The 23,391-nt window shown below is 44.2% G+C and carries 23 protein-coding genes and 1 tRNA gene; 7 read left to right on the top strand and 17 right to left on the bottom strand.

The genetic code is table 11. The annotated features are described in order from the left end of the window. Positions 1 to 4: 4 nt before the first annotated feature. From GY169_RS07685 to GY169_RS07625, 13 genes are all read right to left on the bottom strand, one after another. Positions 5 to 1,132: a hypothetical protein gene (locus GY169_RS07685; RefSeq protein ID WP_167575402.1), complete on the bottom strand. Its 1,128-nt coding sequence runs from the start codon at positions 1,130 to 1,132 to the stop codon at positions 5 to 7. A gap of 82 nt (positions 1,133 to 1,214) precedes the next feature. Continuing rightward, positions 1,215 to 2,228 carry a hypothetical protein gene (locus tag GY169_RS07680; RefSeq protein ID WP_167575401.1) on the bottom strand — a complete coding sequence of 338 codons (1,014 nt, stop codon included), beginning with the start codon at positions 2,226 to 2,228 and terminating at the stop codon, positions 1,215 to 1,217. A gap of 14 nt (positions 2,229 to 2,242) precedes the next feature. Continuing rightward, on the bottom strand, positions 2,243 to 2,488 hold the full coding sequence (locus GY169_RS07675) for a hypothetical protein (protein WP_167575400.1): 246 nt from the start codon (positions 2,486 to 2,488) through the stop codon (positions 2,243 to 2,245). Positions 2,489 to 2,683: 195 nt separating this feature from the next. Next, complete coding sequence (locus GY169_RS07670; protein ID WP_167575399.1) at positions 2,684 to 4,879, bottom strand: hypothetical protein; 2,196 nt, start codon at positions 4,877 to 4,879, stop codon at positions 2,684 to 2,686. Positions 4,880 to 4,922: 43 nt separating this feature from the next. Next, on the bottom strand, positions 4,923 to 6,494 hold the full coding sequence (locus GY169_RS07665) for a terminase large subunit domain-containing protein (protein WP_167575398.1): 1,572 nt from the start codon (positions 6,492 to 6,494) through the stop codon (positions 4,923 to 4,925). Positions 6,495 to 6,496: 2 nt separating this feature from the next. Continuing rightward, positions 6,497 to 6,853: a hypothetical protein gene (locus GY169_RS07660; protein ID WP_167575397.1), complete on the bottom strand. Its 357-nt coding sequence runs from the start codon at positions 6,851 to 6,853 to the stop codon at positions 6,497 to 6,499. Between the two features lie 682 nt (positions 6,854 to 7,535). Continuing rightward, positions 7,536 to 8,057: a hypothetical protein gene (locus GY169_RS07655; protein ID WP_167575396.1), complete on the bottom strand. Its 522-nt coding sequence runs from the start codon at positions 8,055 to 8,057 to the stop codon at positions 7,536 to 7,538. 58 nt (positions 8,058 to 8,115) lie between these two features. After that, positions 8,116 to 8,679 (bottom strand): HNH endonuclease, encoded by a 564-nt coding sequence (locus GY169_RS07650; protein ID WP_167575395.1) that lies wholly within the window; start codon positions 8,677 to 8,679, stop codon positions 8,116 to 8,118. Continuing rightward, positions 8,676 to 8,882, bottom strand: coding sequence for a hypothetical protein (locus tag GY169_RS07645; RefSeq protein WP_167575394.1), 207 nt, complete (start codon positions 8,880 to 8,882; stop codon positions 8,676 to 8,678). Before GY169_RS07645 ends, GY169_RS07650 begins: the two co-directional genes overlap by 4 nt. Then, a complete protein-coding gene (locus GY169_RS07640; protein ID WP_167575393.1) occupies positions 8,882 to 9,325 on the bottom strand; it encodes a hypothetical protein in 444 nt (147 codons plus the stop codon). Before GY169_RS07640 ends, GY169_RS07645 begins: the two co-directional genes overlap by 1 nt. A gap of 80 nt (positions 9,326 to 9,405) precedes the next feature. Further along, complete coding sequence (locus GY169_RS07635; protein WP_167575392.1) at positions 9,406 to 9,759, bottom strand: hypothetical protein; 354 nt, start codon at positions 9,757 to 9,759, stop codon at positions 9,406 to 9,408. Positions 9,760 to 9,762: 3 nt separating this feature from the next. Then, the gene (locus GY169_RS07630; protein WP_167575391.1) at positions 9,763 to 10,284 is read right to left on the bottom strand and encodes a hypothetical protein; all 522 of its coding nucleotides are present in this window, start codon (positions 10,282 to 10,284) and stop codon (positions 9,763 to 9,765) included. A gap of 550 nt (positions 10,285 to 10,834) precedes the next feature. Then, positions 10,835 to 11,593 carry a hypothetical protein gene (locus GY169_RS07625; protein WP_167575390.1) on the bottom strand — a complete coding sequence of 253 codons (759 nt, stop codon included), beginning with the start codon at positions 11,591 to 11,593 and terminating at the stop codon, positions 10,835 to 10,837. A gap of 892 nt (positions 11,594 to 12,485) precedes the next feature. Between GY169_RS07625 and GY169_RS07620 the strand changes: the two genes are divergently transcribed. After that, positions 12,486 to 12,665 carry a plasmid partition protein ParG gene (locus GY169_RS07620; protein ID WP_167575389.1) on the top strand — a complete coding sequence of 60 codons (180 nt, stop codon included), beginning with the start codon at positions 12,486 to 12,488 and terminating at the stop codon, positions 12,663 to 12,665. A 67-nt stretch (positions 12,666 to 12,732) separates the two neighbouring features. On the opposite strand, the gene GY169_RS07615 is transcribed toward GY169_RS07620, so the two are convergent. Beyond that, positions 12,733 to 13,695: a tyrosine-type recombinase/integrase gene (locus GY169_RS07615; protein WP_167575388.1), complete on the bottom strand. Its 963-nt coding sequence runs from the start codon at positions 13,693 to 13,695 to the stop codon at positions 12,733 to 12,735. On the opposite strand from GY169_RS07615, the gene GY169_RS07610 reads away from it, so the two are divergent. The 4 genes from GY169_RS07610 to GY169_RS07595 all read left to right on the top strand — a co-directional run bounded on the left by GY169_RS07610 (position 13,668) and on the right by GY169_RS07595 (position 16,861). Continuing rightward, positions 13,668 to 13,794, top strand: a tRNA-Leu gene (locus GY169_RS07610). The genes GY169_RS07615 and GY169_RS07610 overlap by 28 nt on opposite strands. Before the next feature lie 171 nt (positions 13,795 to 13,965). Continuing rightward, complete coding sequence (locus GY169_RS07605) at positions 13,966 to 14,331, top strand: GtrA family protein (RefSeq protein ID WP_163447577.1); 366 nt, start codon at positions 13,966 to 13,968, stop codon at positions 14,329 to 14,331. Beyond that, positions 14,328 to 15,257, top strand: coding sequence for a glycosyltransferase family 2 protein (locus GY169_RS07600; RefSeq protein WP_163447576.1), 930 nt, complete (start codon positions 14,328 to 14,330; stop codon positions 15,255 to 15,257). The genes GY169_RS07605 and GY169_RS07600 overlap by 4 nt, the downstream gene beginning before the upstream one ends. Beyond that, entirely contained in the window at positions 15,254 to 16,861 is a 1,608-nt protein-coding gene (locus GY169_RS07595; RefSeq protein ID WP_167575387.1) for a DUF6056 family protein, read from the top strand. The genes GY169_RS07600 and GY169_RS07595 overlap by 4 nt, the downstream gene beginning before the upstream one ends. A gap of 100 nt (positions 16,862 to 16,961) precedes the next feature. Here GY169_RS07595 and GY169_RS07590 read toward each other — a convergent pair whose 3' ends face one another. Then, positions 16,962 to 17,522 carry a hypothetical protein gene (locus GY169_RS07590; RefSeq protein WP_167575386.1) on the bottom strand — a complete coding sequence of 187 codons (561 nt, stop codon included), beginning with the start codon at positions 17,520 to 17,522 and terminating at the stop codon, positions 16,962 to 16,964. Between the two features lie 544 nt (positions 17,523 to 18,066). On the opposite strand from GY169_RS07590, the gene eco reads away from it, so the two are divergent. Then, positions 18,067 to 18,558, top strand: a complete 492-nt coding sequence (gene eco / locus GY169_RS07585) for a serine protease inhibitor ecotin (RefSeq protein WP_163449024.1) — start codon at positions 18,067 to 18,069, stop codon at positions 18,556 to 18,558. Between the two features lie 215 nt (positions 18,559 to 18,773). Here eco and mqo read toward each other — a convergent pair whose 3' ends face one another. Next, positions 18,774 to 20,426 carry a malate dehydrogenase (quinone) gene (gene mqo / locus GY169_RS07580; protein ID WP_167575385.1) on the bottom strand — a complete coding sequence of 551 codons (1,653 nt, stop codon included), beginning with the start codon at positions 20,424 to 20,426 and terminating at the stop codon, positions 18,774 to 18,776. Positions 20,427 to 20,699: 273 nt separating this feature from the next. On the opposite strand from mqo, the gene GY169_RS07575 reads away from it, so the two are divergent. Beyond that, positions 20,700 to 21,917: a SulP family inorganic anion transporter gene (locus GY169_RS07575; protein ID WP_167575384.1), complete on the top strand. Its 1,218-nt coding sequence runs from the start codon at positions 20,700 to 20,702 to the stop codon at positions 21,915 to 21,917. Here GY169_RS07575 and mgtE read toward each other — a convergent pair. Next, positions 21,880 to 23,316, bottom strand: a complete 1,437-nt coding sequence (mgtE, locus tag GY169_RS07570; RefSeq protein ID WP_163449027.1) for a magnesium transporter — start codon at positions 23,314 to 23,316, stop codon at positions 21,880 to 21,882. The two genes, GY169_RS07575 and mgtE, sit on opposite strands and share 38 nt — an antisense overlap. Positions 23,317 to 23,391: the final 75 nt, after the last annotated feature.

Raw genomic sequence — 23,391 nt, 5'->3', positions numbered from 1 at the left:
CCTCTCAAAATGAGCTTAACGCTTGCCCGAACATACCACCGAATACGCCCCCGGCTTGCTGTTGTTGGCTATATCCCCCGGCTGCATCTTTCGTACTGCCAAAAATACCATTCAACATGCCACTATTACCCATAGCCATACCACCCATAGCCATTATTGGAGTAAGTAAGCCACCACCGCTACTAGGGGTTTTTGTAGTCTGTGTTGTGGTTCCTGTAGAGGTTTTGGACAATTCAGCCATATTTAATAGATACTGATTCGCATAACCCAAACGAGCCAAAGAGGGAGCGCTCATAAGTTGTTGATTATATCGGTTAATATCTAATTGCTGTTGCTGATAAGTACGCAACATATTTCCGGCGTTTACTGCGTTCTGCTGGTTCTGGAGATTTCCGGCGATCCCTTGTCCATAATAGCCCATACCTTGCCCATACATATTAAGCCCGGTTGATTGCTGATTTTGTCCAATATTGGCAAGCTGGCTTGCTGTACCGCTTTGCAAATTGAGATAAGACATTAAGCGGTTTTGGGCGTTTTGTTCCTCTGCGGTTCGATATTGCACGGAAGCAGATCCAATAGCTTTGGCTGCATTGCCTATAATCACACCCTGAGCCACACCAGCACGGGAGCTATTAATATTGCCTGAACCGATAGCAGATTGATCTAATGCGTGTTCCTGCTTCTGAGCATAAGCATTAATATCTTCGGTAGCTTGTCCAATCTGAGACTTAACAAGATCGTTATTCATCTCACTTGAAAGCATATTCTGATAATCTGCCTGTGAGAGATTTTGTAATCTCGAAAGAATATCAGTAGCCCCGCTTAACTGCTCCTGCCCCTGATTAAATAGCTTTTCACCGCCGCTTGTCATAAGCTGTTGTGCTTTGGTGTACTGGCTATAATCTTGCCCCGTCATCAGGTTTTGAAGTGCTGCACGTTCAGCGGCTGGCATTTCTGCCATTTGCTGAGGTGAAACGCTAATGTTTCCAATTTCTTTAATTGCTTGATTGGTGTAATTTTTATAATCTGTGTTATTCATTAAGAAACTACTAGCGGTTCCGCTACTTTGTTCTTTAACTGTAGATTTTGAGCTACCACCGCCGCCCAATATTTTTTTAACTGCTCCACCCATATTAGGGAGTCTCCTTACTCTTATTAGTTTTCGTTATTAACGAAAGCCCTTTGTAAGTCCTTTTATCTTTCGTGGGATTTGATTAATCAACTAAGTGATTAAACAGTTTTGTATGTTCTTCACGGCTCAATTCCCCTTTACTCATTTTCTTTTTGAGTAATTGGAGTTCTGCCGTTTTTCTATCCCGTGCATCTAATTGCTTAGTAGTTTTTGCACTTGGGTTAGATCGTGCTGCTTTGGCCTTAGCACTAGCAAGCGCTCTCTCTTGAGCGGTTTTCTTATTCTGGCGATACTGATAGCTTTCTAAAAGCATCTGTGCAAAGTTCGGATCATATGCCTTTTCAATATAATCAGCCTTAATACCACGATTTAGCGCATCATCAATTAGTTGTTTACGCCATTTCATCCAATCCGGGTACATGTTCTGCATGGTAGCATCTGTATTAGTCCAGCGATGGCGGGTTAAGGCTTCATGCTGTTCCTTACGAACATTGGCGATGTGCTGCGCGTCTGCTTCAATTTCTTTTTTCATCAATCGAGCTGATTTAAGTTGATCATGATAATTACGGTAATCATCCCCTGTAATTTGAGGGTGATTTAAGCATTTCTCCAGATAGGCAATATTCTTATCTACTGCTGTTTCTTTGGTTAGTAGCTGTAATTCAATCCACTGATTACCCTGATCAAAAGTGGTAGCGGCAAGATTCAGAAAATCACTTTGTTCGTCTACCTGCTGCGCTCGTTTTGAGAGTTCTTTGATCTGCGCTTTAGTCATGGCCTTACCATCAATATCTAAAAGCGTATTTTCATCTAGATCGTTGATAATGCTAACAATATCTCCTTGCTCGGCATCACGATCTACTAAGTCGCTTGTATCCTGATTAGGATCAAAATCTGTTTCTTCCTGCTCTGGTTCATCTTCATCCTGAGAGAAATCAAACTCCATCAAATCAGAAGCATCAGAAATGTTTCCACCATCGGGGCCAACATCAGCGGCTTTCGTGTAAGTTTTTTCAATTTCACCCGGTGTAGTTTCAACAACATCAACCAGATCCATAAAATTAAAATCACTTGTATCAAAATACATATCGCTCATATTTTAAATTCCTTTTAAATATCAATTTTGGGAGCCGTATCTTTAACGGCATTAGAAACAATGTTGATCACTTCGGCTAAATTATTATATTTGTGTACGCAAGCATCACGCTTACCTGATGTAGTTAGATTACTTGTAATATCAGGTAGATAGATGTGTTCACGAATATATTCGCCTACTTTCTCAAACTCTCGGTAGAACATTGAGCAAAGGGCTTTAAATTCGGCCTCACTGTGTATTTTTTCATTGTTTGGTAGCATGATTTTTCTTCCTCTGAGTGGGAAAGGATAGCCGGGGAGGTTGCTTATTCTCCCGGCTTCCTTTAAACTATATTTTTACGGTTTCGGCGGCTTTCAACGTGGTTAGACTTCCAGACGGAAGCGAGGCGCACACCGAAAGTTAAAGAATGGTAAAAACTCGCAACACCTTATTAACTCATAAGGTGGGCCGCTGCATTACCTAACGCCGTTGATAGTGGGCGCTGTGATGTCTGTAGCATGTTTTGCAGCCCCTAGAATGATCTCACCATTAACCGCCTTGCGTTTTACTTCTACCTCATCTGCTTTAACCTGTACGGCTGCTGCTTTGATTTGGTTTTCAGTGTCCTTAATAGCATTTGCTGCCATTTGTGCGGCTTGAGCCGTTAAGCTCTCTTGTAGCTTGATAGTGCGATCATGCTCACCATTTTTAGTAATATCGTAGATTTTCGCATCAATCAGCGCTTTCTCTGCTGCATCCTTAGAAAGAGCTAATTTCTCACGCTCCAATTTAATTTTATTAAACTCGGAAACAATAAAGGCTTGTTCTGCCTGTTCTGCGGCTGCGTGTTGATCTTGGGTCTGCTGTGGGTCTGTCAGATAGATAGCCGGGTCTAAATCCATACGCTTACACATTGTTTTAAGCATTTCGTAAACGTTCTGCGGAGTAATAAACGGCATATTAGCTTGTGAGATCTGAGCGCCAAAGGTAGCAAGCTGTGTAATCTGGTTAACCTGCGCTAAATCGTCTGCACTGGTGTTAATGTCTACTACAAAATCACCTACAGGCGGTAAGGCGATCCCTTCTACTGGCTGACCGTCCGGCCCTTCCAGTGGGAAACCTTCATCACGGATAGTCTGATAAATCAGGCTATACAGTGGGCTAATGAGTGTACGGGCAATATTCTTAGATAGCGTGTTGCCGTCTAAACCTTCCTGATAAACACCTAACGCCACTGTTTTAGCGGAAGTACGATCTACACCATTGCTAAAATCTGTTGAACCGTTCCGGCTTGATAATGAAGCCTGAGCGCTCTGTAATAGATCATCTTTAGCACGGTAGAAAGTATCTGTTAATTGATGACGTTCAAACGGCATAACCGCGCCAATCTGACTAACTTCAATAATTGCGCCCGGTCGGTGTGCATTTAACAGGCTTTCACGTTTAAGGCTTCTATCTGCCACCTGATAAGCAGGCCATGCACTCATTTTAGCGATCTGCATCTGCATACGAATCAAATTAGAAATATGCTTTTGGTAAGGGGCTGCAACGTCATAAAAACTACGTCCGTAGTAGCTGCCTAGCAGTGTTTCACATTGCCCGTGAACAAATGGAATACGGCTAACTTCCTCAACATTAAGCAATTCACTACGGGTAGTAGTGATCTGATAGAGGCGAGTTTCACCTTTGCTATTAAGCTGAGAGCTATAGCAATAATGCTCAAGAATATCTATTAGTTTCTCTTTCGGGTCTGTGCTTTCACTTTTAAAATCTGAATCTGTGCCACTGAAAGGATCGGAAAAATACAGCGTAGGTAATACGTTTTCTTGTTCGTTATCTGCTGCGCGTTTAAGTTTCTCCGGGTCATACCCTCTAAGCTCTGCATCCCCTACCGTTGATTTTACACGGTGGCAAAGATACCTAACTTTCGTGAAATCTGAACCATTACGGGTATCTACCCAAATATCAGCGGCCTCTACAGCCTCAATAACTAACTTACGATCAATCTTAATAAGTGGAATATCACCACGGATTAGCCAAACATCAACCGCTGTTTTCTGGCCCGTCTGGGGGTCAATTGTGGGTTGTGTGGTTTTCTTCCATTTAAAGCCTTTAATATCACCAGTTTTCTTATCTGCAAAATCAGCGGGTAAATCAATTTCCCAACCTTCCGCTAACTGGCTCATAAGCTCGGAAACTTCGATCCAATCTTCTGAGGTTGCTTGTTCGTGTTGTGTGCTTTCATCAATGAAACATTTTGCATAGCTATCACCAGTAATCAGCGTTTGCTTAATCAGGGTTTCTAATAGCTCATATCCGGGATTATCACGGAGAAAGATTTTATTCACGTTATCAGTGATAAGTGTTTCAATCTGCTGATTTTTAAAAGCACCACCTGAGCGAAACACTACCGCTAGTTGATCATCTTCTGTAAAGCTGTCCAGTAGCTGCGGCAATGCCTCTTTAACATACTGATACATTACAGGCTCTACATAATCAGAAGTGATTAAACCTGTTTCCTCCTCAATTGAGGCTTTAGGAAGTTTGGCAGTGTAAAACAAATAACTTTTGTTATTGCGTTCAAGTGCGGTAGCGTGATCATCTTCCGTGCGACTAAAATCATGGAGGACTTGAGTTAAAATCAAATCCTCTTTAGCTTTTGATAATTTCATGTAATAGGGTTCCTTCCCTTCTCCCCGTTTCGGTGGAGTGGTGTTATAGGTTTAATTCCAAAGCGCTATAAGTTCCGCTGTTTATCCCGTGCATATCGTGAACAAAACAGCCTTTACCATCTATCAGGCTCATAACTGCGTATCGGCTTGCGTCGATAACGTGATCAGCACCTGCATAACCTAGCGTTTGGGTTCTTTCGTTGTATTTATATGAATACACATGCTTTTCTTTGAACCATTCACCACAAGCATTAGAAACTTTAAGCTGTCCTTTGCTTACTAAGTCTCGCATAATGGCTAAACCCGGCTCTATTTGGCGGGGGTTCCTACCTTTTTTGTGATATTCAAAATCAAGTTCATATTCTGAGGGGTTTCTAAATGTACTTGGGATAACATTTACCCCATATTGCATAAGTAATTTAGCTACTGCCTCTGTTGCTTCTGAATTTCTCCCACCATCTACAGGCACTTGTAAAGGCACATGCCGATAAGGAGAATTTAAAATTACTTGTGCTATGCCTCTGGCGCTTCTGGCTTCCTCTGATTCATCTAATACCCATTCCTTAGCTACGATGTAGGTTTGTGTGTCCGGGTCATAGTAAGAGAGAACAATCACACTAGGATCATTAACATGGCCTAAATCACATGCTAGTAAGGCTCTCCAGTGTGGAGCGGGATTAATATCAAAATCATGTATCTCTACATCACTATCAGCAAACGGGAAAACAGCGCCTTTACCTACACACGGCAAACCTTTAGATCGCATATCCCTTTGCCATTCGGGATATTTTGCTAACTGTTTCTCTATCTGATCAGGCGGGAATCTTTCAGGCACATCAAACCAGGTGATCGGGTAAAGTAAAATTGTTTCATTTTTATCTTTTTCGAATAACTGGTTTAGTGGGGTGTTCCCTTCCTCTGGTGTTGCTGTGATGATAATCAAACCATCATTACCAACCCCCAAAGCATTTGTAGTACGTGCTAGGCACTGAGAATAGATAGAAAGTGAATAGGGCGACTCTTCGTCTAAAGCGCAAAAACTTACCTCGCGGCCCATAAGCCCGGCTCCCTCATCGCTGGATGAGAAGAAAGCAAGCTCATTTAATCCGCCGTCTACATGCCTGATACGGCATTTAATAACCTGCGCTCCGTCGCGTTCAAAGCCTTTGTTAAGTTCTATACATTTACGGGGGATCGTTCCTGTGCCTATTTCCTCAACTAAGGTAGCATTCGATGTACCTAGTAAATGTTTTTGCTGAATGTCTCGGACAGATTTTAAGTCTACCCCGATACACCAGAATAGACGGCCTGATCCCTCTATGCGTTTCCCTTTCCACCATTCAGGATATAAGCCTGTTATGTGGTATGTTAGTTCTAACGTTCCGCAAACTGTCTTACCTACGCGATTACCTGCCCTTAAAAACCTGCTACTATATTTAGTGCTTAGGTTCATAAATTCTTTTTGATATTCAAAGGGCTTGATAAAATCAAGTTTGTTATATTTGCGGTAGTTGATGTAATCGTAAAAGCGGGTAATAAATGCTGTTTGTTCATCGGGAGGCATACTTAACAGCATTTCGGGGGTTATTGCCTCCAGTGCTGCTAAGTCATCCATGATTAGCGCACTACTCGCAATTGAGCCACCATATCAGCGGCAACACGTTTAGCATCTTCCGGGCTGGCAATAGTTGCTAGCTGCTCTGCGATTTCTTCCGTGGCGATGTTCTGAATATAGTAAGGAGCAAACTTAACGATCAGGTTAACGATAGAATCAAGTTTCACTTTTGAAAGGTCGTTTTCTGCTTCCTCTAATTTCTTCACTGCCAGATCTACAGCACGGAAAAATAAATTTTCTTTATCCAGTTTTTGTCTAAAAAGCTCTGTGCGTTCTCTTGTTGTCCGGTTAGGTGTTCCGGGGGTTCTACCCGGCCCTTGTCCGGGAATAAAGGCTCTACGCTCTGTGATCATTTCCATACGTTTACTTTCCTTTAGGTGAAAAACAAAAAACCCCCGATCCTTGCCTCCCTTCACGGTCTGCAACGTGGAGAGATTTAGAAACGGGGGTTTTGTGTGTGGTCTACATTTCGAGAATTGAAGCGGAGCGCCGTAGCGCTTCCGCTGCCCTCTTTGGGGCATTCATTTAGCTGTGTGTAAGGGCTTAACGCATTAGCGTTAGTGTTCCCTGTGGGAACGGGTTAACGGTAGTGGCTCAACCTCCTGAGAGGGCGCATAGAGCCACTTACCGCCGTTAATGCCTATGGAGTAGGCCAACCCTTACAGCACACCCGGCCCCGATAGCGCTACACCTTCCTTTTTTAGCCGCTCTTATTTTGGGTGGCGGCTCCTTACTGGCGGGTAAGGGGTGGAGGCGGTGAAGGTATCAAGACCGGGATCAAGCAAGATTAAACGTTTTATACCTTGTCTAGAGGATAGGTGTTTAAATTGCTCTGCTGTTCTTTGATAACAAAGTGAGAAAGGCGGCCCGCTCTGTAATACGGGCCATTCCTTGAATAAAATCCCTATCGGCTTTAATCGGTAGTAGTGTAATTAGATTAAAATTAAGGGTTTACACTTCGTTAAGTGTTCTGAATCGTGCCGCCTGTTTCAAAGTAAATCTTTGCAACGGCAAGAAATAATTCTAAAAATTCCTTATCAATCAAATCCATTTGCGCGGCCTCCCTACATTGGGTACAGGTGGCTTACTCTCACCCGTTGCGCGTTTGCGCTTTTCTTCCTCAAGCATTGCGAGGGCTTCCGGGTCTGTCCAGTCTTTTGGATCTTTGAAGTAATCAGGATTAGTTTTAGGCAAAATCACATTACGGAAGTTATCAAAAGCTACTTGCTTATGTTGTTTTAGCTTCCGTGGGTCTTTAATGCCAACGAACATATTTACCGGATTTAGGTTGTCTTTATTTACATCCAAATAGTAAATAGTTTCATTTTTCTTGAGTTCGCGGCCTGTTGCCATTTCATAGACACAAGCGGCTAAATCATATTTTACTTGCTTCCGTGTTCCATCGTCGAAACGGAACCAATCAGGAATAACCCACATATAGCCGTTAGCTGATTTGGTTTTCTGTTTGATCCCGGCTGGCTGATTGTTCCATGCCTTTCTAAGCCCCGTTGGGCTTGTTTCGTCCAGATAGTAAAGCCTCATGAAAAGATCTTTGTATTTCATTTCTATATCATCCCTGATCATTTTGGCCCCAGCTGGGGGAGCCGGGGCGCTGTTTCTTTTAAATTGTGATACCACCTACCACTAAACCGGGCTTATCAAGGAAATTGTAAGAGGCAAAATCACCATAAAAGAGATTAGCCAACACATCACGGGCTAATGCTGCGGCCTCTGCGGTCTTGTAGCCGTCTTTGGTGTATTGCTTACCCTCAATCGAGATAGTGAGCCTGTAGCCCCTTTTGCGGCGATGTACGCCCACATAAGGGCAATTGCTGGAAGTGGAGGATCTGCGGTTCCGCATGTTTTCGGAAAAAGTAGCGGGTCTTAGGTTATCAATATCATTGTTAAGCCGATTACCATCAATGTGATCCAACATCGGGGGCCATTCACCCTTAACAACCCAATAAACTAGGCTACTAATGCCATAGATAAAACGCTGATAATCGTAATCAGGGTGGCGGTACTGAGTGAAAAGATAACCGTTAGTCTTGTTAAAGCATCCAATAGGGCCGGGTTTGCGTTTTTTGTTTGCTTCTAGGGCTTCATCTGTCCAGTAGAGAGCGCCATCTTTATAGAAAAGTAGTTCTTTCAAAGATTCATGCGGGGGCGGTACTACCTTTCTCACTGGCAAGCCTCCCGGATAACATAGGCCGCGATCTCACCGATAGCCGCAAAGCGGGTAGCAGGTCGATCAGGGTTGTAGTGAGTATTGAAAATGTTATCAATCTCTGTTTTCGTTTCCGGGGAGAGACTTTTAAAGCACTCTTGCGGGTTATCGAGGATTGCACGTAGGCGCTTTACTTCCTGCTCTAGTTCTGCTTTCAACATTATGCGATCTCCCCTTCCAGTGAGGTTAGATTCTTGATTTTAAGAATATTTTTAATCTCATTGCTTGTTTTTGTAATAAAATCATCAAACCGTTGTTTTTCTTTAGCTTCACCATCTGCAAAACCTGCGCTGTAGGCTGCATCATTTGCATCAAATTGATCACGATTACCCGTGATACTTGCCGGGGCTGGCTGTGCTTTTGCATATTCGTTAAGAGTCGCCACCTGTGCGGGGGTTAAGCCCTCACCATTAACATAGTGTTTTTCTTTACCTGCTTTGGCTTCTGCCACGGTCATAGCTTCGTGAGTTTCTTCGTAGCGTTCAGCCTCATATTCTGCGGCGATTTCTTCCAGTGCTTCTACACGGTCTGCTAAGGCGCTTACCCGTGCATTGTTCAAAATTACATATTGGCTAAAGCATTCATACTTTACGTTATTAAACATTATGTTATCTCCATATAAATTAACGTTTTACCGCCTCCCGATATTCAGGAAAGGTAGTAGGTACACTGAGAAAAGAAGAATCAAAATTCTGTAATTTCGTCGTATAGGAAAACTTGCCGCTGAGATTCAGAGGCATGTTCCTTAAAAAATTCATCTGCCATTTGAAAACGTAGCTGTAAGAATTTTTGTAAGTTATTCAATTCATTGTAGTTAACAGTAAACACAAGATTCATTGATGGTTCACTCTTAACATAAAGTGTTATTTCGTAGAGGTTTAGATCTGTTGTACCTTCCACGGTTAACCGGAAGTCATGGAGATCCATAAATCTGAGTAAGGTAGGGTGTCTTTCTTTAAACTCTGACCGGGTAGCACTGAATGCTTTAAGAATCTCCTGTATACGCTGATCACATAGTGGCAGGTCATCAATAGTCATAGCTCAAACCCCTGTTTTAATTTCGGCGGTATTATAAGAGTGAAAGCTCTTACCCCGTTCTAAGTGATATTCAATGCTCTTGATTGCACTCTCTAAGCTGCATAACACTGATCGAGCATACCGATCACCAACTGAACGCCCATCTATGGCGCTGCGTCTGTTAAGAGACTCTTTGATCCCTTCAACTGTAAATTCTTCCTGAGACTGCAAGAGGGTGCGGAGTGTGCGCAATGGGATGCGAGTATTACCGCTTTCGTGGTGAGTTCCGGCCCCGTAGATCACATCATCCAGCCACTGAGGGAGGCGATCACCTACCAGATTGATAAACTCTTGAATGTATGGATTCTTTACCATCTTTGGCTTTCTCCCTGCCCCTTTGGGGTTCCTTCCGTCTGGAATCGCTGTAAGGTCTTTTTTAATTTCGGCGGTATTATTATAGGTAGTTGAATAATAACTATTTTTAAACTTCTCCCTACCAAAACCAGCCTTATTTAGAATCTCTTCTAAAGCATCCTTGCTTAACATCCTGTTTCTTTTCCCTTTTCCTGTTCCTCATAAAAGGGTTATACAAAACAGGACTATCTATATTTACAACCAATAGACAATTAATCTGGATGATTTGAGAGGAAAGCAGAAAAGCCGCTGAAAGATCGATTTTAAGGCCGATTTTAAGCACTCTGGCGGGTTTTCTGTGATTTGCTGTTGTGGGAGATTATTTTTAACCCGCGCTGCTCTCTGGCGTTCCCTGTAGGCTCTCTGGTGAATCTTCTTACAAGTGGGGCAAGCTCCCGATTTGACATACTTCCGTGTATCTCCGCAATGCTTGCAGGGATCACACTGTCGGAAAACCTGATTCATTGATTACCTTCCGTTTCCTGTATTTTCTATTAGCTTCTGATTTGCAAGCGGGGCATTTACCATTAGACGCATAAGCAGACTTATAGCCGCATTTCTTGCAATCCTTCCAAATGTACCCAACCCCACTTTTAAAAAATTCTGGTTCCCGTGGTTTGTATGGCATCCCTGATCCTTCTGAGCCGATAGGCTCTGTAATAGATGTTCTACATCTCACTGATTAAGCAGTGATAATAATATTGATCTTGATTGTATAAATCTGACCATCAATATCTATCTGAACATCTCCACCGCCTACATTGTGAACAACTAAAAGCACTACATCATGAGTGATAGCCCTTTGAGTAAGGTTAGATGGTAAAGTACCAACGATCTTAGGGTTTGCTGTATGGTCAGTAAGAAGATTGATAGCGATGTTATCAGCGGCCTTATAAGGTCTGGTTAAGGTGTAGGTAGTATCATCAACCTTAACTAATCCTGTGCCTGTAAGTTCTACCGCTGCTTTGGGAGCATCCACCTTAGCACCTTTGATTTTATAGTTAACGGTGTAGGTGATTCCATCCAGTACAAAGGAGCCTGATCCCTGTGCTGTCTCCGTGTTTGGTGTGAGATTACGAATAATTGCAGAATCTCCCGAATATACAAAGTCTACGTTTGTATTATCTGACTGAGGGTTAAAGGTACTACCCTGATCAACGGATAGATCGATAGGCTCAAAATACAAAGCACTACCTGAATCATCATGAAGATAATCAAGAGTGATAACGTTCTTATTGGACGGTAAAGGAGTACGTTTCTTAGTGTATTTTAGAAAATTAGTAGGATCGCTTGGGTCTGGATAAGACTGTACAAGCGTAAAGGTTTTATAAGTGTTGGTATCTACTGGAGCCGGGGCAGTAGTTGAAACATCATTCCTACCATCGGAAGATCCCTTAACTCCGTGTAGGTCATAAGATGTAAGCATTCTGATTTTTGACATGATTGATCCTCAATATTTTTATTATGGTAAGCGGCAAAATCATGTAATGCCGTCCAGTTAGTTATGGGTATACTTTTAAGGGTTGTAAGGTGTTTACAAGACATAAATCTAAATTAAATAGTTGTAATATAAAGATATTATTTTTAAAAGTCTGACCAGTAGACCGATCAGAATTAGCAAGGCTCAATGGGGTTTTTCTTATCAGGTGGGGGTGTGTAAAAAGCTGTCGCAGACAGCCGGGAGGGGAGTAAACAGGAGTGATTATCATTTGCATTATCATTCGTATCTATGAGGATGCCACCTAAGCCCCCCACAAGATTTAGCAACAGTCTTTCAGAGACAGGGATATAACTATAAATATCAATGACTTACATCACTCATACACACCTGAAAATGTGTACAATCCCCAGATAATTGCCAAAGGCAATCGTTATATTTGTATATAATTAGCAGGATCATTATTATTACCCACATTCATTAGCCACCTAATTAGCCTGCTAACTAATTGAGGCCCACGATTGGACAAACATAGATATTACAACTGTTTATATAAGTTTCTATCTGTCTTTATCCAGATATAAACGATCCCTATTAGTTATCAATCTCACCCAACTAACGCCACGCCTCATAGTGAGGGAATATCTATTGATGTTCTGTTTTCTTTGTCTTTTTTCTTTTCAGTGTAAAGGCAAACTTGTTTGCCGTCCTAACGAGCGTAGCGAGTTAAGGCAACTGAGCATTGATAATATAACAGCCCTGTATGCTTAGGCATCCAGCCCGATCCCATAGCTTTTATCGAAAGTAAGAGAGTTATAACCATTTATTTCTATGGTGATTTAGAGTTAAAGAGTGTAGGATATTTGGACATTTCGACGGATCAGGAGGCTAGATTATGAGTAAAGAAGTAGCTAAACAGGCAGAAAAACAGGTTAGGATTCAGGTTTATACAACTGAGGAAAAGCATAGAGCATTCAAGATGATATGTGCGGGTAATGGTGAGAAAATGACGGATGTAGTAGACAAGTTGATCACCGCCTACCTCAAAAAGAACGGGGTAAAAATAGAAAAGTGATAAGGTGCATCCTTGCACCTGCAATGCTGATAGCAAAGAGGCCGCCCACTGAGGCGGCTTTCTTTTATCAGTCCAGAAGGTGAGCTATGTTCTCTGGTTTGATGTGGGAATAGCGGGAAAGCATAGTAATAGTTTTATGACCTGATACCGCCATTAGCTGAACCGTGCTTAACCCCTTCTCCGCTGCTCTGGTGATAGCTGAATGCCTCAAGCTATGGAAACATACATTGTAGACTTTCGCTAGCCGTGCTGCCCTTCTGAAAGCCTGTGAGACAGCATAAGGAGTGAGATCAAATAGTCTCGCGTGTCTGTCTCTGCCGTCGCAAAGTTCGCGGAGCATTTCACATGCTTTCGTAGAGAGTGGAACCTTACGCGCTTCCCCGTTCTTAGTCTGGTTATCCATCAGACGAATGATCCGCTTATTGAGATCCACCATATAGGGAGTGATAGCTAAGATCTCATTTCTTCTCATTGCTGTTTCATAAGCCAGTTCAATGATCGGCTTACTCTTATCACTGGCAAATGAAAGAATCATTTCTAATTGCAGTGGCTCTATTATCTCTTCCCGTGCCTTTCCTGCCTCTGGCAGTTTTACCCCGGCTACCACATCAGCACAAGCTATGCTCTTTTCATCAGCGGCCCAACGTAAGAGGCGGGATAGTAATTGTAGCTCTAGGCGCACGGTAGAGCCTGAGACAGCTTTTAAGCGCTCCTGTCGGTACGCTATCACATCTTCTTTTGTGAGGGCTTCTAGAGGCTTCTGGTTGAGTGTACGGGCGATAACCACAAGGCGAAAATAAGTAGCTTCATAACCTCCCCTTTTCTTACCTGCACGGATCATGATCTCATTCATGTAAGGAGTAGTTAGGCTTTCTACAGTGTTCGTAGAAGGTTTAAGCCCCGCTAAATATTCGTTAGCTGCTCTCTCACATTCGGAGTATGTATCACGGGTTATTGTCTTTTGGGGGAACCCCTTCACGCGCACTTGCGCATTGAATTTACCGGATGGTAATTGGCGGATTGTAGCCATTAAAAACACTCCTAATAATGGCTAAACCTTTGAAACGTAGCTAGAAAAACCGTCATGGGGTGTCGGGGGTCGGAGGTTCAAATCCTCTCGTGCCGACCAACTTTTACAAGAAAACCAATCGTAACAGATTGGTTTTTTTTTATTTTTAATGACTTTCATAACTAGTGCATTAAAATTTTGATAATTCACATCTCTACATAGATGGGTTACTGCATCGACAAATACACTCTGTTATACTGAACTGCCCACTATTACCGCCAAAAACCTAAAATGATTAAACTACTATCAAAATATATTTCCATTGGCGTTATTAATACAGCCATACATTGGGCTGTATTTGGAATCTTAACCATCATTTTTTTTACCACTCAAGCTACAGCTAACCTGATAGGATTCGTGGTCGCCGTCAGTTTTTCCTTTTTTGCTAATGCGAAATTTACTTTCCAGGCAAAAGCTACTACCACAAGATATCTATCTTTTGTTATTTTCATGGGATTATTAAGCTATCTGACTGGATTTATAGCTGACTATATATCCCTGCCCCCACTGGCAACACTGGTTATATTTTCTGGTATTAGTCTTATATTAGGATTTATTTACTCCAGATTCTTCGTATTCAAGGATGCTGAACAGTGAAAATATCATTAGTCGTACCTGTTTATAATGAAGAAGATGCTATCCCTATCTTTTATAAAGCCGTAAGGGAGTATGATGCCCTCAATAAATTTGAGGTCGAAATAGTTTTTGTCAATGATGGAAGTAAAGACGGCACTGAAAATATTATCAATGCGCTAGCACTAGCAGATCCTTTAGTTAAGCCGTTGAGTTTTACCCGCAACTTTGGCAAAGAGCCAGCTCTATTTGCAGGGCTTGAACATGCAACAGGTAGTGCAATTATACCGATTGATGTCGATCTGCAAGACCCTATTCAAGTAATCCCATTACTCATTCAGAAGTGGGAAGAAGGCGCTGATATCGTACTTGCCAAAAGAAAAAATCGTTCCAATGATACTTGGTTGAAAAGAAAAACGGCAGAATGGTTTTACAAGCTTCACAATAAAATTAGCTCTCCCGCAATTGAAGAAAATGTAGGGGATTTTAGATTGATGTCTCGTACAACAGTCGAGAACATTAAACTTCTTCCAGAACGCAATTTATTCATGAAGGGAATTCTCTCATGGGTGGGAGGAGAAACGAAGGTTGTTGAATATAACCGCGCCGAAAGATCGGCCGGTGAAAGTAAATTTAATGGTTGGAAATTGTGGAATTTAGCCCTGGAAGGAATAACCAGTTTCTCCACATTTCCATTACGAGTCTGGACATATATTGGTCTTTTTGTCGCATTAGTTTCTTTTATTTATGGTGGTTGGATGATAATAAATAAAATCATCTGGGGAAACCCTGTCCCTGGCTATCCCTCTTTACTTGTCTCCGTTCTATTTTTAGGTGGTGTACAATTAATAGGGATTGGTGTATTAGGTGAATACATTGGCCGAATCTACACCGAAATCAAGAAACGGCCAAAATATATATTAAAGAATTATTCCAAGGATCCAAAATGATAGACTTAAAAAAAATAAACGTCTGGTATCTTTTATTATTGATACCATACCTCTCTATATTTATTATAGAATACAACACTCCTGTGCATGCTGATGATTATAATTATTTCATAATGGGGAATTCTATAAGCAACCATTTGCATCATTATTTAACCTGGAGCGGTAGAATTGTATCTGACTACTTCAGCACTCTTTTGCTATCTACCTCATCAGCGTTATTAAAAAGCACAATCATAGCTTTTATCTTTACAACAATAATCTTTTTGATTACAAAAATAAGCTACATAAAAGATAAGAAGATAAAAAACTCCAATTTATTCGTTCAGTTCATTTCTATCTTTGCTATATTTTGGATCACTAACCCGATTAAAGGTGAAATTATTTTTTGGGTAGTTGGCTCAGCTAACTATTTGGTCACCAATTTCTTTATCATTATATTTTTATATGCACTTTTCAACTATCTCGCTAACAGGAAAAATTTATACTTACTGCTTTTAGTTTCTTTCTTTGCTGGTTGTAGTAACGAAAATACCTGTTGGATAGTTTTATTAATCTCTATTGCCAGTTCCATTTATATTTATAAAAAAGAGAATAATAAGCTTCTCTTTATTTCGACAATACTGGTTTTGCTCGGCTTTGCCACATTAATATTCAGCCCTGGTAATTTTGCTCGTGCAGCTGCATCGCCAGAGTTTATTAACACTACATTCTTTGAGCGTGTTTTACACTTTTTCCGGGAAAGTGTTCCTCACGCGCTAGGTAAAACCTGGTTACCAGTATTAATCACAGTAATATTTTTAACCCCCTATATTGGTAAACGCAAAAACTTAGATTTCTATCTTTCTGTTTCATTCTTATGTGCAGGATTTTTAAGTATTTTATCCATGGTAGTTGCACCGTCTGTACCACCAAGAACGTTAAGCGGCGCTCATCTATTCTTTATGTTATCCGCCTCTTTCGCAATAAAGAATATTTTAGTTAATCGTCCTAAAAATGGATTAAAAACATTTAGCCTATTATCATCATTAGCGTTAATAACCTTTATTTACTCATTCCCAGAAATGTTATACTCTTATATCACTGTTAACAATCAAGTGAAAATAAGAAACTATGAAGTATATAAAGGTCTTTTAGAAAAAGATAAAAACATCACTGTTCCTAAGTATTACTTCCCCAAAACCTTAAGAGCCGGTGACTCTATTAACTTATTCCATAACCCTGCTAACATAGCAAAATATTTCGGTTCTAAAAAGCCAATTAATGCTCATATTATGAAATATGACTTTTCTGTTATTCTGACAGGAAACAGGTATCCTATACACCACTCAGGGATTAATAGCTTATACCTTGGAAAAGATAAGCTTTATTCAGGTTCAACAATTGCTTTAGATATTAGCCCTTCTGATTTTGTAAAAAGCGAAAGTAACTATCGTTTAATCATCATTGATCACAATGGTAAGAAAGAGAACATAAAATCAAATGAAATCAATGAAATATATGATATGAACATCATTGGTTTCACCTCGAAATTCAACCCAAACAATATATCAAAAATAATTTACAAAGATGTCAACGATAATCCAATAGTGCTATTATCTCGATAAATATAAAGGGCTACGTTGTAGCCCTTTATTAGCCGGTGTAGCAAAAAACAAACTGATAATATTTAAAGAGATATCGAAACTATCCTACCCCCCCTTAACCTCAGTAGTGGAAACCCCCACCTGTACGACCGCCACCGATATGATCTCCACCACCTAAACCATGAGCGCTGTGAGAGTTGGCGGCATTGTTGGCACCGTTGCCGGTTCCATGCTCGCCATGATCAAAGCCTGAAGAATGGCTGTTTCCACCGCGCACTGGTTTGCTAAATACGCTGTGGTAGGCAATAGCAACTTGTGTTGTTGGGGGGAGAGATCCCGCGGCGACAACACCATTTTTGGTTTGGACCTTAGTTGCCGGATTAAGGCTTGAAGCCGCGACATTCATGGTGTTAGCTGACACGTTAGCAAGATTATCTTGTGCCGCTTTCAAATCGGCCTGGGCCTGTGAACGTAACGCCCCCGCCTCACTGGCCGCTTGCGCCCAGCCCACAACAGTACCATGACCATAATTCGCATTTACAGAATCAACATCGCCTTGTGCCGCATCCAGCATACGTTGAGCATGAGCAACTTGTTGTTGCGCGGCAACCATATCATCAGCAGCGTAAGCCACTGTGGTACCCAATAAAGAAACCACTATCAATAATTTATTAACAAACATAAACCATCACCATTAACAATAATTAAAATACAAACAGTCACATAATGAAATAAACATACACTATTTTTATTTTACGACGCGAATTAATTAATTATGAAAATGAATGATATTCAACCATGATTGATTTAAATCAATTTAAATACGCCTTTTATTTCATCCGAAAGTGCTATAAGTCACATATACATGGTGACAAATTTATGTATCTAATTAAGATAATTTTTTGTTTAAAAAATGATGCGTTAATACTGTTGATAAGCCATTCAGAATAAGATACCTGGTTCTGCTTATTCCTTTATCCCTTTGTTCTTTTTCATCTTTTCTCGACCTTTGCAAGATTAGTCGAAAAGTATAAAGAACAAACAACCCTTCAAAAACAAGCATAAAAACAGACAAAAAACACAAGAAAGCAGCATCAAACACTCTTAAAACAGCAAAAACACAAAATATAGAACCATTCCTAATGCAAAATACAGTAAAAGACGATTACCATTCACCTCAGGAATGCTATGCTTTCCTCGTTACAACTGATAAAAAAGGATGAACAGTGAAAAAATCACATAAGCTTGCCGCTTCATTACTCGCCATCGCTTGCGTATCCAGCAGCGCCTGGGCCGCAGAACAGCCGCTGGAAAAAGTTGCCCCTTACCCGCAGGCTGAGAAAGGTATGAAGCGTCAGGTCATTCAGTTACCGGCACAGAAGGATGAGTCGGCCTATAAGGTAGAGTTATTGATTGGTAAAACGCTGGAGGTTGACTGCAACCATCAGCGTCTGGGCGCCGAGCTGGAAAGCAAAACGCTGGAAGGCTGGGGTTATGACTACTACGTGGTAGAGAAAGTCAGCGGCCCGATGTCAACGATGATGGCCTGCCCTGACCAGAAAAAAACCAAGAAATTCATCACCGCTTCGTTGGGTGACGATGGCATGCTGCGCTACAACAGCAAGCTGCCGATCGTGGTTTACGCCCCGGAAAATGTGGAAGTCAGATACCGCATCTGGGAAGCCCAGGAAACGGTACATAACGCCGAAGTGCGTTAACAAAAAAACCGGCGATTATGAACTGCACCCAAAAAGTTGGACACCCAACGAAGTAAGGTGCAGTTTTTTATGAGCAAGTATTCTCTCAGCTTTAACTGAGTCCAGTGGAATACCGAACTCAGGCCCTTATAACCGCTTAGTATAAACCGTCCAACATTATGGGGTCAGTTCAATTATGCCGGTTTTTTTCTGCTTGTTGATAAGACATCCCGCACTTACAGCGCGATATCAGCAACCTCTTTCACCGGCACGGCTTTCGGTGTCGTCTGAACAGCCGGAACCGGATCCGCTTCACGCGGCGCTTCATGACGCAGACCCAGTACCTCACTGGTGTAGGCCAACGTTTGTTCAATCAGGTGCGGGTTTTCTGTCAGCGTTGAGCCATAGGTTGGCACCACCGCGCGAATCTTGCTCTGCCATTCAGCGGTTTGCATCTTATCCTTAAACACTTTCTCCATCAGTTCCAGCATGATCGGTGCCGCGGTAGACGCGCCTGGCGATGCACCCAGCAGCGCGGCAACGGTACCTTCATCGTCGCTCACCACTTCGGTACCCAAACGCAGCACGCCGCCAATGCGGGCATCGCGCTTAATAATCTGTACACGCTGGCCTGCCTGCCACAGACGCCAGTCCTGCTTTTTCGCCATCGGGTAGTAGGCGCGCAACGCAGCATGACGATCTTTATCTTTCTGCAGCACCTGGCTAACCAGATATTTGACCAGATCGAAGTTATCCAGGCCCACGTTAAGCATCGGCAAAATGTTGGATTTATTGGTAGACGCCAGCAGGTCCCACAGCGAACCATTTTTCAGGAAGCGCGTGGAGAAAGTGGCGAACGGCCCAAACAGCACCACGCGTTTACCGTCGATAATACGCGTATCGATATGCGGTACCGACATCGGTGGTGCGCCCACGGAGGCCTGGCCATAGACTTTCGCCAGATGGTGATTCACCACTTCCGGGTTCTCGCACACCAGGAACTGACCACCAACCGGGAAGCCCGCATACTCTTTTGCCTGCGGGATTTTGGTTTGTTGCAGCAACTTCAGCGCCGCCCCGCCCGCGCCAATAAAGATAAACTTCGCTTTAATCGTGCGTTTTTCATGGCTGTTGTTAGCGTCTGAAACCGTCACGCTCCAGCTGTTATCTGCGTTACGACGGAAACGGCGGACCACGGTGTTCAACTGGAGCGAAAAACCATCACGCTTTTTCAACGCATTGATCAACTGACGAGTGATCTCGCCGTAGTTCACGTCGGTGCCGGCTTCGGTACGCGTAGCGGCGATTTTCTGCTGCGGATCGCGCCCTTCCATCACCAGCGGCGCCCACGCTTTGATCTGCTCGTGGTCTTCGGAATAGCGCATGCCGTTAAACAGCGGGCTCTTCTGCAACGCACGGTAGCGGGCGCGCAGGAAGTTGACGTTGTCATCGCCCCACACAAAGCTCATGTGCGGCACGGTATTGATAAAGCTTTTCGGCTGCGTCAGCACGCCGCGTGTGACCTGATGCGCCCAGAACTGACGAGAAATCTGGAACGCTTCGTTAATATCAATGGCTTTTTCGATGCTGACAGAACCGTCAGCTTTTTGCGGGGTGTAGTTCAGTTCCATTAGCGCCGAGTGCCCGGTACCGGCATTGTTCCAGCCGTTTGAGCTCTCTTCCGCAACGCTCTCCATTTGCTCAACCATGGTAATCGACCAGTCTGGTTCAAGCTCCTGCAGCCACGTACCCAGCGTAGCGCTCATAATTCCGCCACCGATCAGCAATACATCCGTCTCGTGAACTGCACGAGCTTTCGCCTTATTCGCCACAGAAGTCTTCTCGGTACCCGATTTCTGTGAGTTGGGTACAGCTATCTTTTTTTTCATCGTAGGGGGCCTTACTTGACTGTCGAGTTGTTACACGCAGGTAAAAACATCCGTACAGTTACGTTACCACCAGGACGGGAAAATTTAAATATTGTTTAAAATTTAAGTTGAGTTTTGAGATCTGTTATTAAAATGTTTAATAAATGTGTACAGAAAATGAGATTTGGTACTAGTAGAATGTGACGGGAAGCGGTATTATTCCCCCCTTTGTGATGGTACGCACGGAAGCTGTGGCTTATAGAAAACCGGCCATCGATAACCTGCGAATAACCTATGTCGAACATCTCCTCATTGAGCATTCTGCGCTCGCCATCTCTGCTCACCCGCGAAATCCTGGCTGGCGTCATTACCGCTCTGGCACTGATCCCTGAAGTGATCTCGTTTTCGGTGATTGCTGGCGTTGACCCTAAAGTCAGCCTGATCGCCTCGGTCGTGCTGTGCCTGAGCATGTCGTTCCTTGGCGGACGCCCGGCGATGGTCACGGCAGCCGCGGGTTCGGTCGCGCTGGTTATCGGCCCGATGGTCCACGTACACGGCGTGGCCTACATTTTACCTGCGGTTTTGCTGGCCGGCATCATTCAAATTTTGTTTGCTCTGTGCGGCATGGCGAAACTGATGCGCTTTATTCCCCAGTCTGTAATGACGGGTTTCGTTAACGCGCTCGGTATTCTGATTTTCTTTGCCCAGGTGCCGCACTTCTGGAGCCGAAGCCCGCTTATTGTCGCGCTGTTTGCCGCCACGATACTTATCGTACTGTGGCTACCGCGCGTAATGAAAAGCATCCCTTCCCCACTGGTTGCCGTCGTGCTGCTAACGCTGTTTACCGTGACCAGCGGGCAGACTCTACCCACCGTCGGTGACGCGGGTTCAATGAGCGGCGGCCTGCCGGGCCTGACTCCATGGTTAGTGCCTTTTAACCTGCAAACGCTGCAAATTATCTGGCCCTGCGCGCTGAGTATCGCCTTCGTCGGGCTGATGGAATCCCTGCTCACGGCGAAACTGGTGGACGACCTCACCGCCACGCCGTCCAACAAAACGCGTGAAAGCGCAGGTCTGGGTATCGCCAATATGCTGGCTGGTTGCTACGGCGGTATTGCCGGCTGCGCGATGATCGGTCAGACCATCGTCAACGTAGAGATGGGAAAAGGCCGCAGCCGCGCTTCGACGATCGCCGCCGCGCTGGTGCTGCTGCTGTTGGTGACCGCGTTAAGCGAAGTGATGGCGAAGATACCGATGGCGGTACTGGCGGGGATTATGGTGATTGTGGCCGTTAAGACCTTTAGCTGGCCAAGCCTCCAGCCCGCGACGCTCAAGCGTGCGCCGTGGCCGGAAACGCTGGTGATGCTGGTCACCGTTGGCGCAACGGTCAGTACCGGTAATCTGGCGATTGGCGTACTGGCGGGGATCATCATGATGGCGATCGTGCCTGCACGCCTGAAGCATCGTGCGAAGCTTAAAGCAGAAACACCGTCGCCAGCCCCAGAAAAATAAAGAAACCGCCGGTGTCGGTGATCGCGGTGATCATCACGCTCGAGCCGACCGCTGGGTCGCGCCCAAGCTTAGCCATGATCATCGGGATCAGCACCCCCATAATCGACGCCACCAGCAGGTTCAGGATCATCGCCAGCGTCATCACACCACCGAGCGCCAGGTCGTCATACAGTAGCCAGGTCACGGTGCCCATAATGCCGCCCCAGACGATACCGTTAATCAGCGCTACCCCCATCTCACGCAGGATCAGGAACGAGAAGTTACCCGGCTGAATATGCTGTAAAGCCAGCGCGCGCACGATCATAGTAATCGTCTGGTTACCGGTATTACCGCCAATGCCCGCGACGATCGGCATTAACGAGGCCAACGCCACCAGCTGCGAAATGGTGTGTTCAAATCCATCAATCACGCGCGAGGCGATAAACGCAGTACAGAGGTTGATGGCCAGCCACGCCCAGCGGGTTTTCACCGCTTTCGTCACCGGCGCAAACACGTCTTCTTCACTGCTCAGACCGCCCATACGACGCAGATCGCTGTCGGTCTCTTCATAGACGACGTCAACGATCTCATCGATGGTCAGACGCCCCATCAGCTTACCCTGTGAATCAATCACCGCGGCGCTGATTAAGTTGTCACGTTCGAAGGTACGAGCCACGATTTCTGATTTTTCTTCCGGATGGAAGGCGACCGGATCGGATTCCATCACCTCATGCACAAACTTGTCCGCTGAATTGAGCAGGATGGTTTTCAGCTCCAGCTCGCCAATCAACGTCTGATCGCGCTGGATAACGAACAGTTTATCGGTGTTCTCCGGCATTTTACCCAGGCGGCGCAAAAAGCGCTGCACCGAGGCCAACGTGACGTCCGGGCGAATGGTAATCACCTCGAACTCCATGATCGACCCCACCTGCTCGTGGGCGTAGTTCATCACCTGACGTACGCGCGCACGCTCTTCCGGCGACATCGACGCCAGCAGGCGTCCGGTCAGGTCGCGCGGCAGGTGCTGCACCAGGTAAATCTGTTCGTCGATATCCAGCGTTTGCAATGCATCGAGCAACGCCCGGTCGCTCATATCTTCGATGAGGTCGTCCCAGACGTTCTCCGATGCTTCCAGCAACACCTTCCCGCGACGATCGTCTTCGACCATGTTCCACAATGCATGGCGCTCTTCGGACGGTAACGCTTCCAGGGTATCGGCGAGATCAGGCGGCGGCAGGTGCGCCACTAAGCTGCCGACTTCAGCGAGGTCGTCAACCAGGGTGCCTTCATCGTACTGCTCGGCGAGCGTGAGTTTGCCCAGCAGCGCGGAAGTTACCGCTTTATCGGTGGTCAGCAGCCAGATCAGGCGCTGACGCTCTTCATCGCGCAGGCGGGCGCTGTTCTTTTTCAACAGAGACATGAATAATCCTTATTCGTGAGACGTCGCCCAGCCGGATGGCCGGGCGAATTAAGCATAGCGCGGAGAGATGTAAAA

It is taken from the genome of Kluyvera genomosp. 3 (genome assembly GCF_011765685.1).
GTDB classification, from domain to species: Bacteria; Pseudomonadota; Gammaproteobacteria; order Enterobacterales; family Enterobacteriaceae; genus Kluyvera; species Kluyvera georgiana_A.
This window is presented reverse-complemented; position numbering and strand designations above follow the sequence as displayed.

What these genes read in the sequence shown, in the direction of transcription:
- GY169_RS07685 (WP_167575402.1), bottom strand. Translation starts at nt 1,132, where the DNA reads ATGGGTGGAGCAGTTAAAAAAATATTGGGCGGCGGTGGTAGCTCAAAA.
- GY169_RS07680 (WP_167575401.1), bottom strand. Translation starts at nt 2,228, where the DNA reads ATGAGCGATATGTATTTTGATACAAGTGATTTTAATTTTATGGATCTG.
- GY169_RS07675 (WP_167575400.1), bottom strand. Translation starts at nt 2,488, where the DNA reads ATGCTACCAAACAATGAAAAAATACACAGTGAGGCCGAATTTAAAGCC.
- GY169_RS07670 (WP_167575399.1), bottom strand. Translation starts at nt 4,879, where the DNA reads ATGAAATTATCAAAAGCTAAAGAGGATTTGATTTTAACTCAAGTCCTC.
- GY169_RS07665 (WP_167575398.1), bottom strand. Translation starts at nt 6,494, where the DNA reads ATGGATGACTTAGCAGCACTGGAGGCAATAACCCCCGAAATGCTGTTA.
- GY169_RS07660 (WP_167575397.1), bottom strand. Translation starts at nt 6,853, where the DNA reads ATGGAAATGATCACAGAGCGTAGAGCCTTTATTCCCGGACAAGGGCCG.
- GY169_RS07655 (WP_167575396.1), bottom strand. Translation starts at nt 8,057, where the DNA reads ATGAAATACAAAGATCTTTTCATGAGGCTTTACTATCTGGACGAAACA.
- GY169_RS07645 (WP_167575394.1), bottom strand. Translation starts at nt 8,882, where the DNA reads ATGTTGAAAGCAGAACTAGAGCAGGAAGTAAAGCGCCTACGTGCAATC.
- GY169_RS07640 (WP_167575393.1), bottom strand. Translation starts at nt 9,325, where the DNA reads ATGTTTAATAACGTAAAGTATGAATGCTTTAGCCAATATGTAATTTTG.
- GY169_RS07635 (WP_167575392.1), bottom strand. Translation starts at nt 9,759, where the DNA reads ATGACTATTGATGACCTGCCACTATGTGATCAGCGTATACAGGAGATT.
- GY169_RS07630 (WP_167575391.1), bottom strand. Translation starts at nt 10,284, where the DNA reads ATGTTAAGCAAGGATGCTTTAGAAGAGATTCTAAATAAGGCTGGTTTT.
- GY169_RS07625 (WP_167575390.1), bottom strand. Translation starts at nt 11,593, where the DNA reads ATGTCAAAAATCAGAATGCTTACATCTTATGACCTACACGGAGTTAAG.
- GY169_RS07620 (WP_167575389.1), top strand. Translation starts at nt 12,486, where the DNA reads ATGAGTAAAGAAGTAGCTAAACAGGCAGAAAAACAGGTTAGGATTCAG.
- GY169_RS07615 (WP_167575388.1), bottom strand. Translation starts at nt 13,695, where the DNA reads ATGGCTACAATCCGCCAATTACCATCCGGTAAATTCAATGCGCAAGTG.
- GY169_RS07605 (WP_163447577.1), top strand. Translation starts at nt 13,966, where the DNA reads ATGATTAAACTACTATCAAAATATATTTCCATTGGCGTTATTAATACA.
- GY169_RS07595 (WP_167575387.1), top strand. Translation starts at nt 15,254, where the DNA reads ATGATAGACTTAAAAAAAATAAACGTCTGGTATCTTTTATTATTGATA.
- GY169_RS07590 (WP_167575386.1), bottom strand. Translation starts at nt 17,522, where the DNA reads ATGTTTGTTAATAAATTATTGATAGTGGTTTCTTTATTGGGTACCACA.
- mqo (WP_167575385.1), bottom strand. Translation starts at nt 20,426, where the DNA reads ATGAAAAAAAAGATAGCTGTACCCAACTCACAGAAATCGGGTACCGAG.
- GY169_RS07575 (WP_167575384.1), top strand. Translation starts at nt 20,700, where the DNA reads ATGTCGAACATCTCCTCATTGAGCATTCTGCGCTCGCCATCTCTGCTC.
- mgtE (WP_163449027.1), bottom strand. Translation starts at nt 23,316, where the DNA reads ATGTCTCTGTTGAAAAAGAACAGCGCCCGCCTGCGCGATGAAGAGCGT.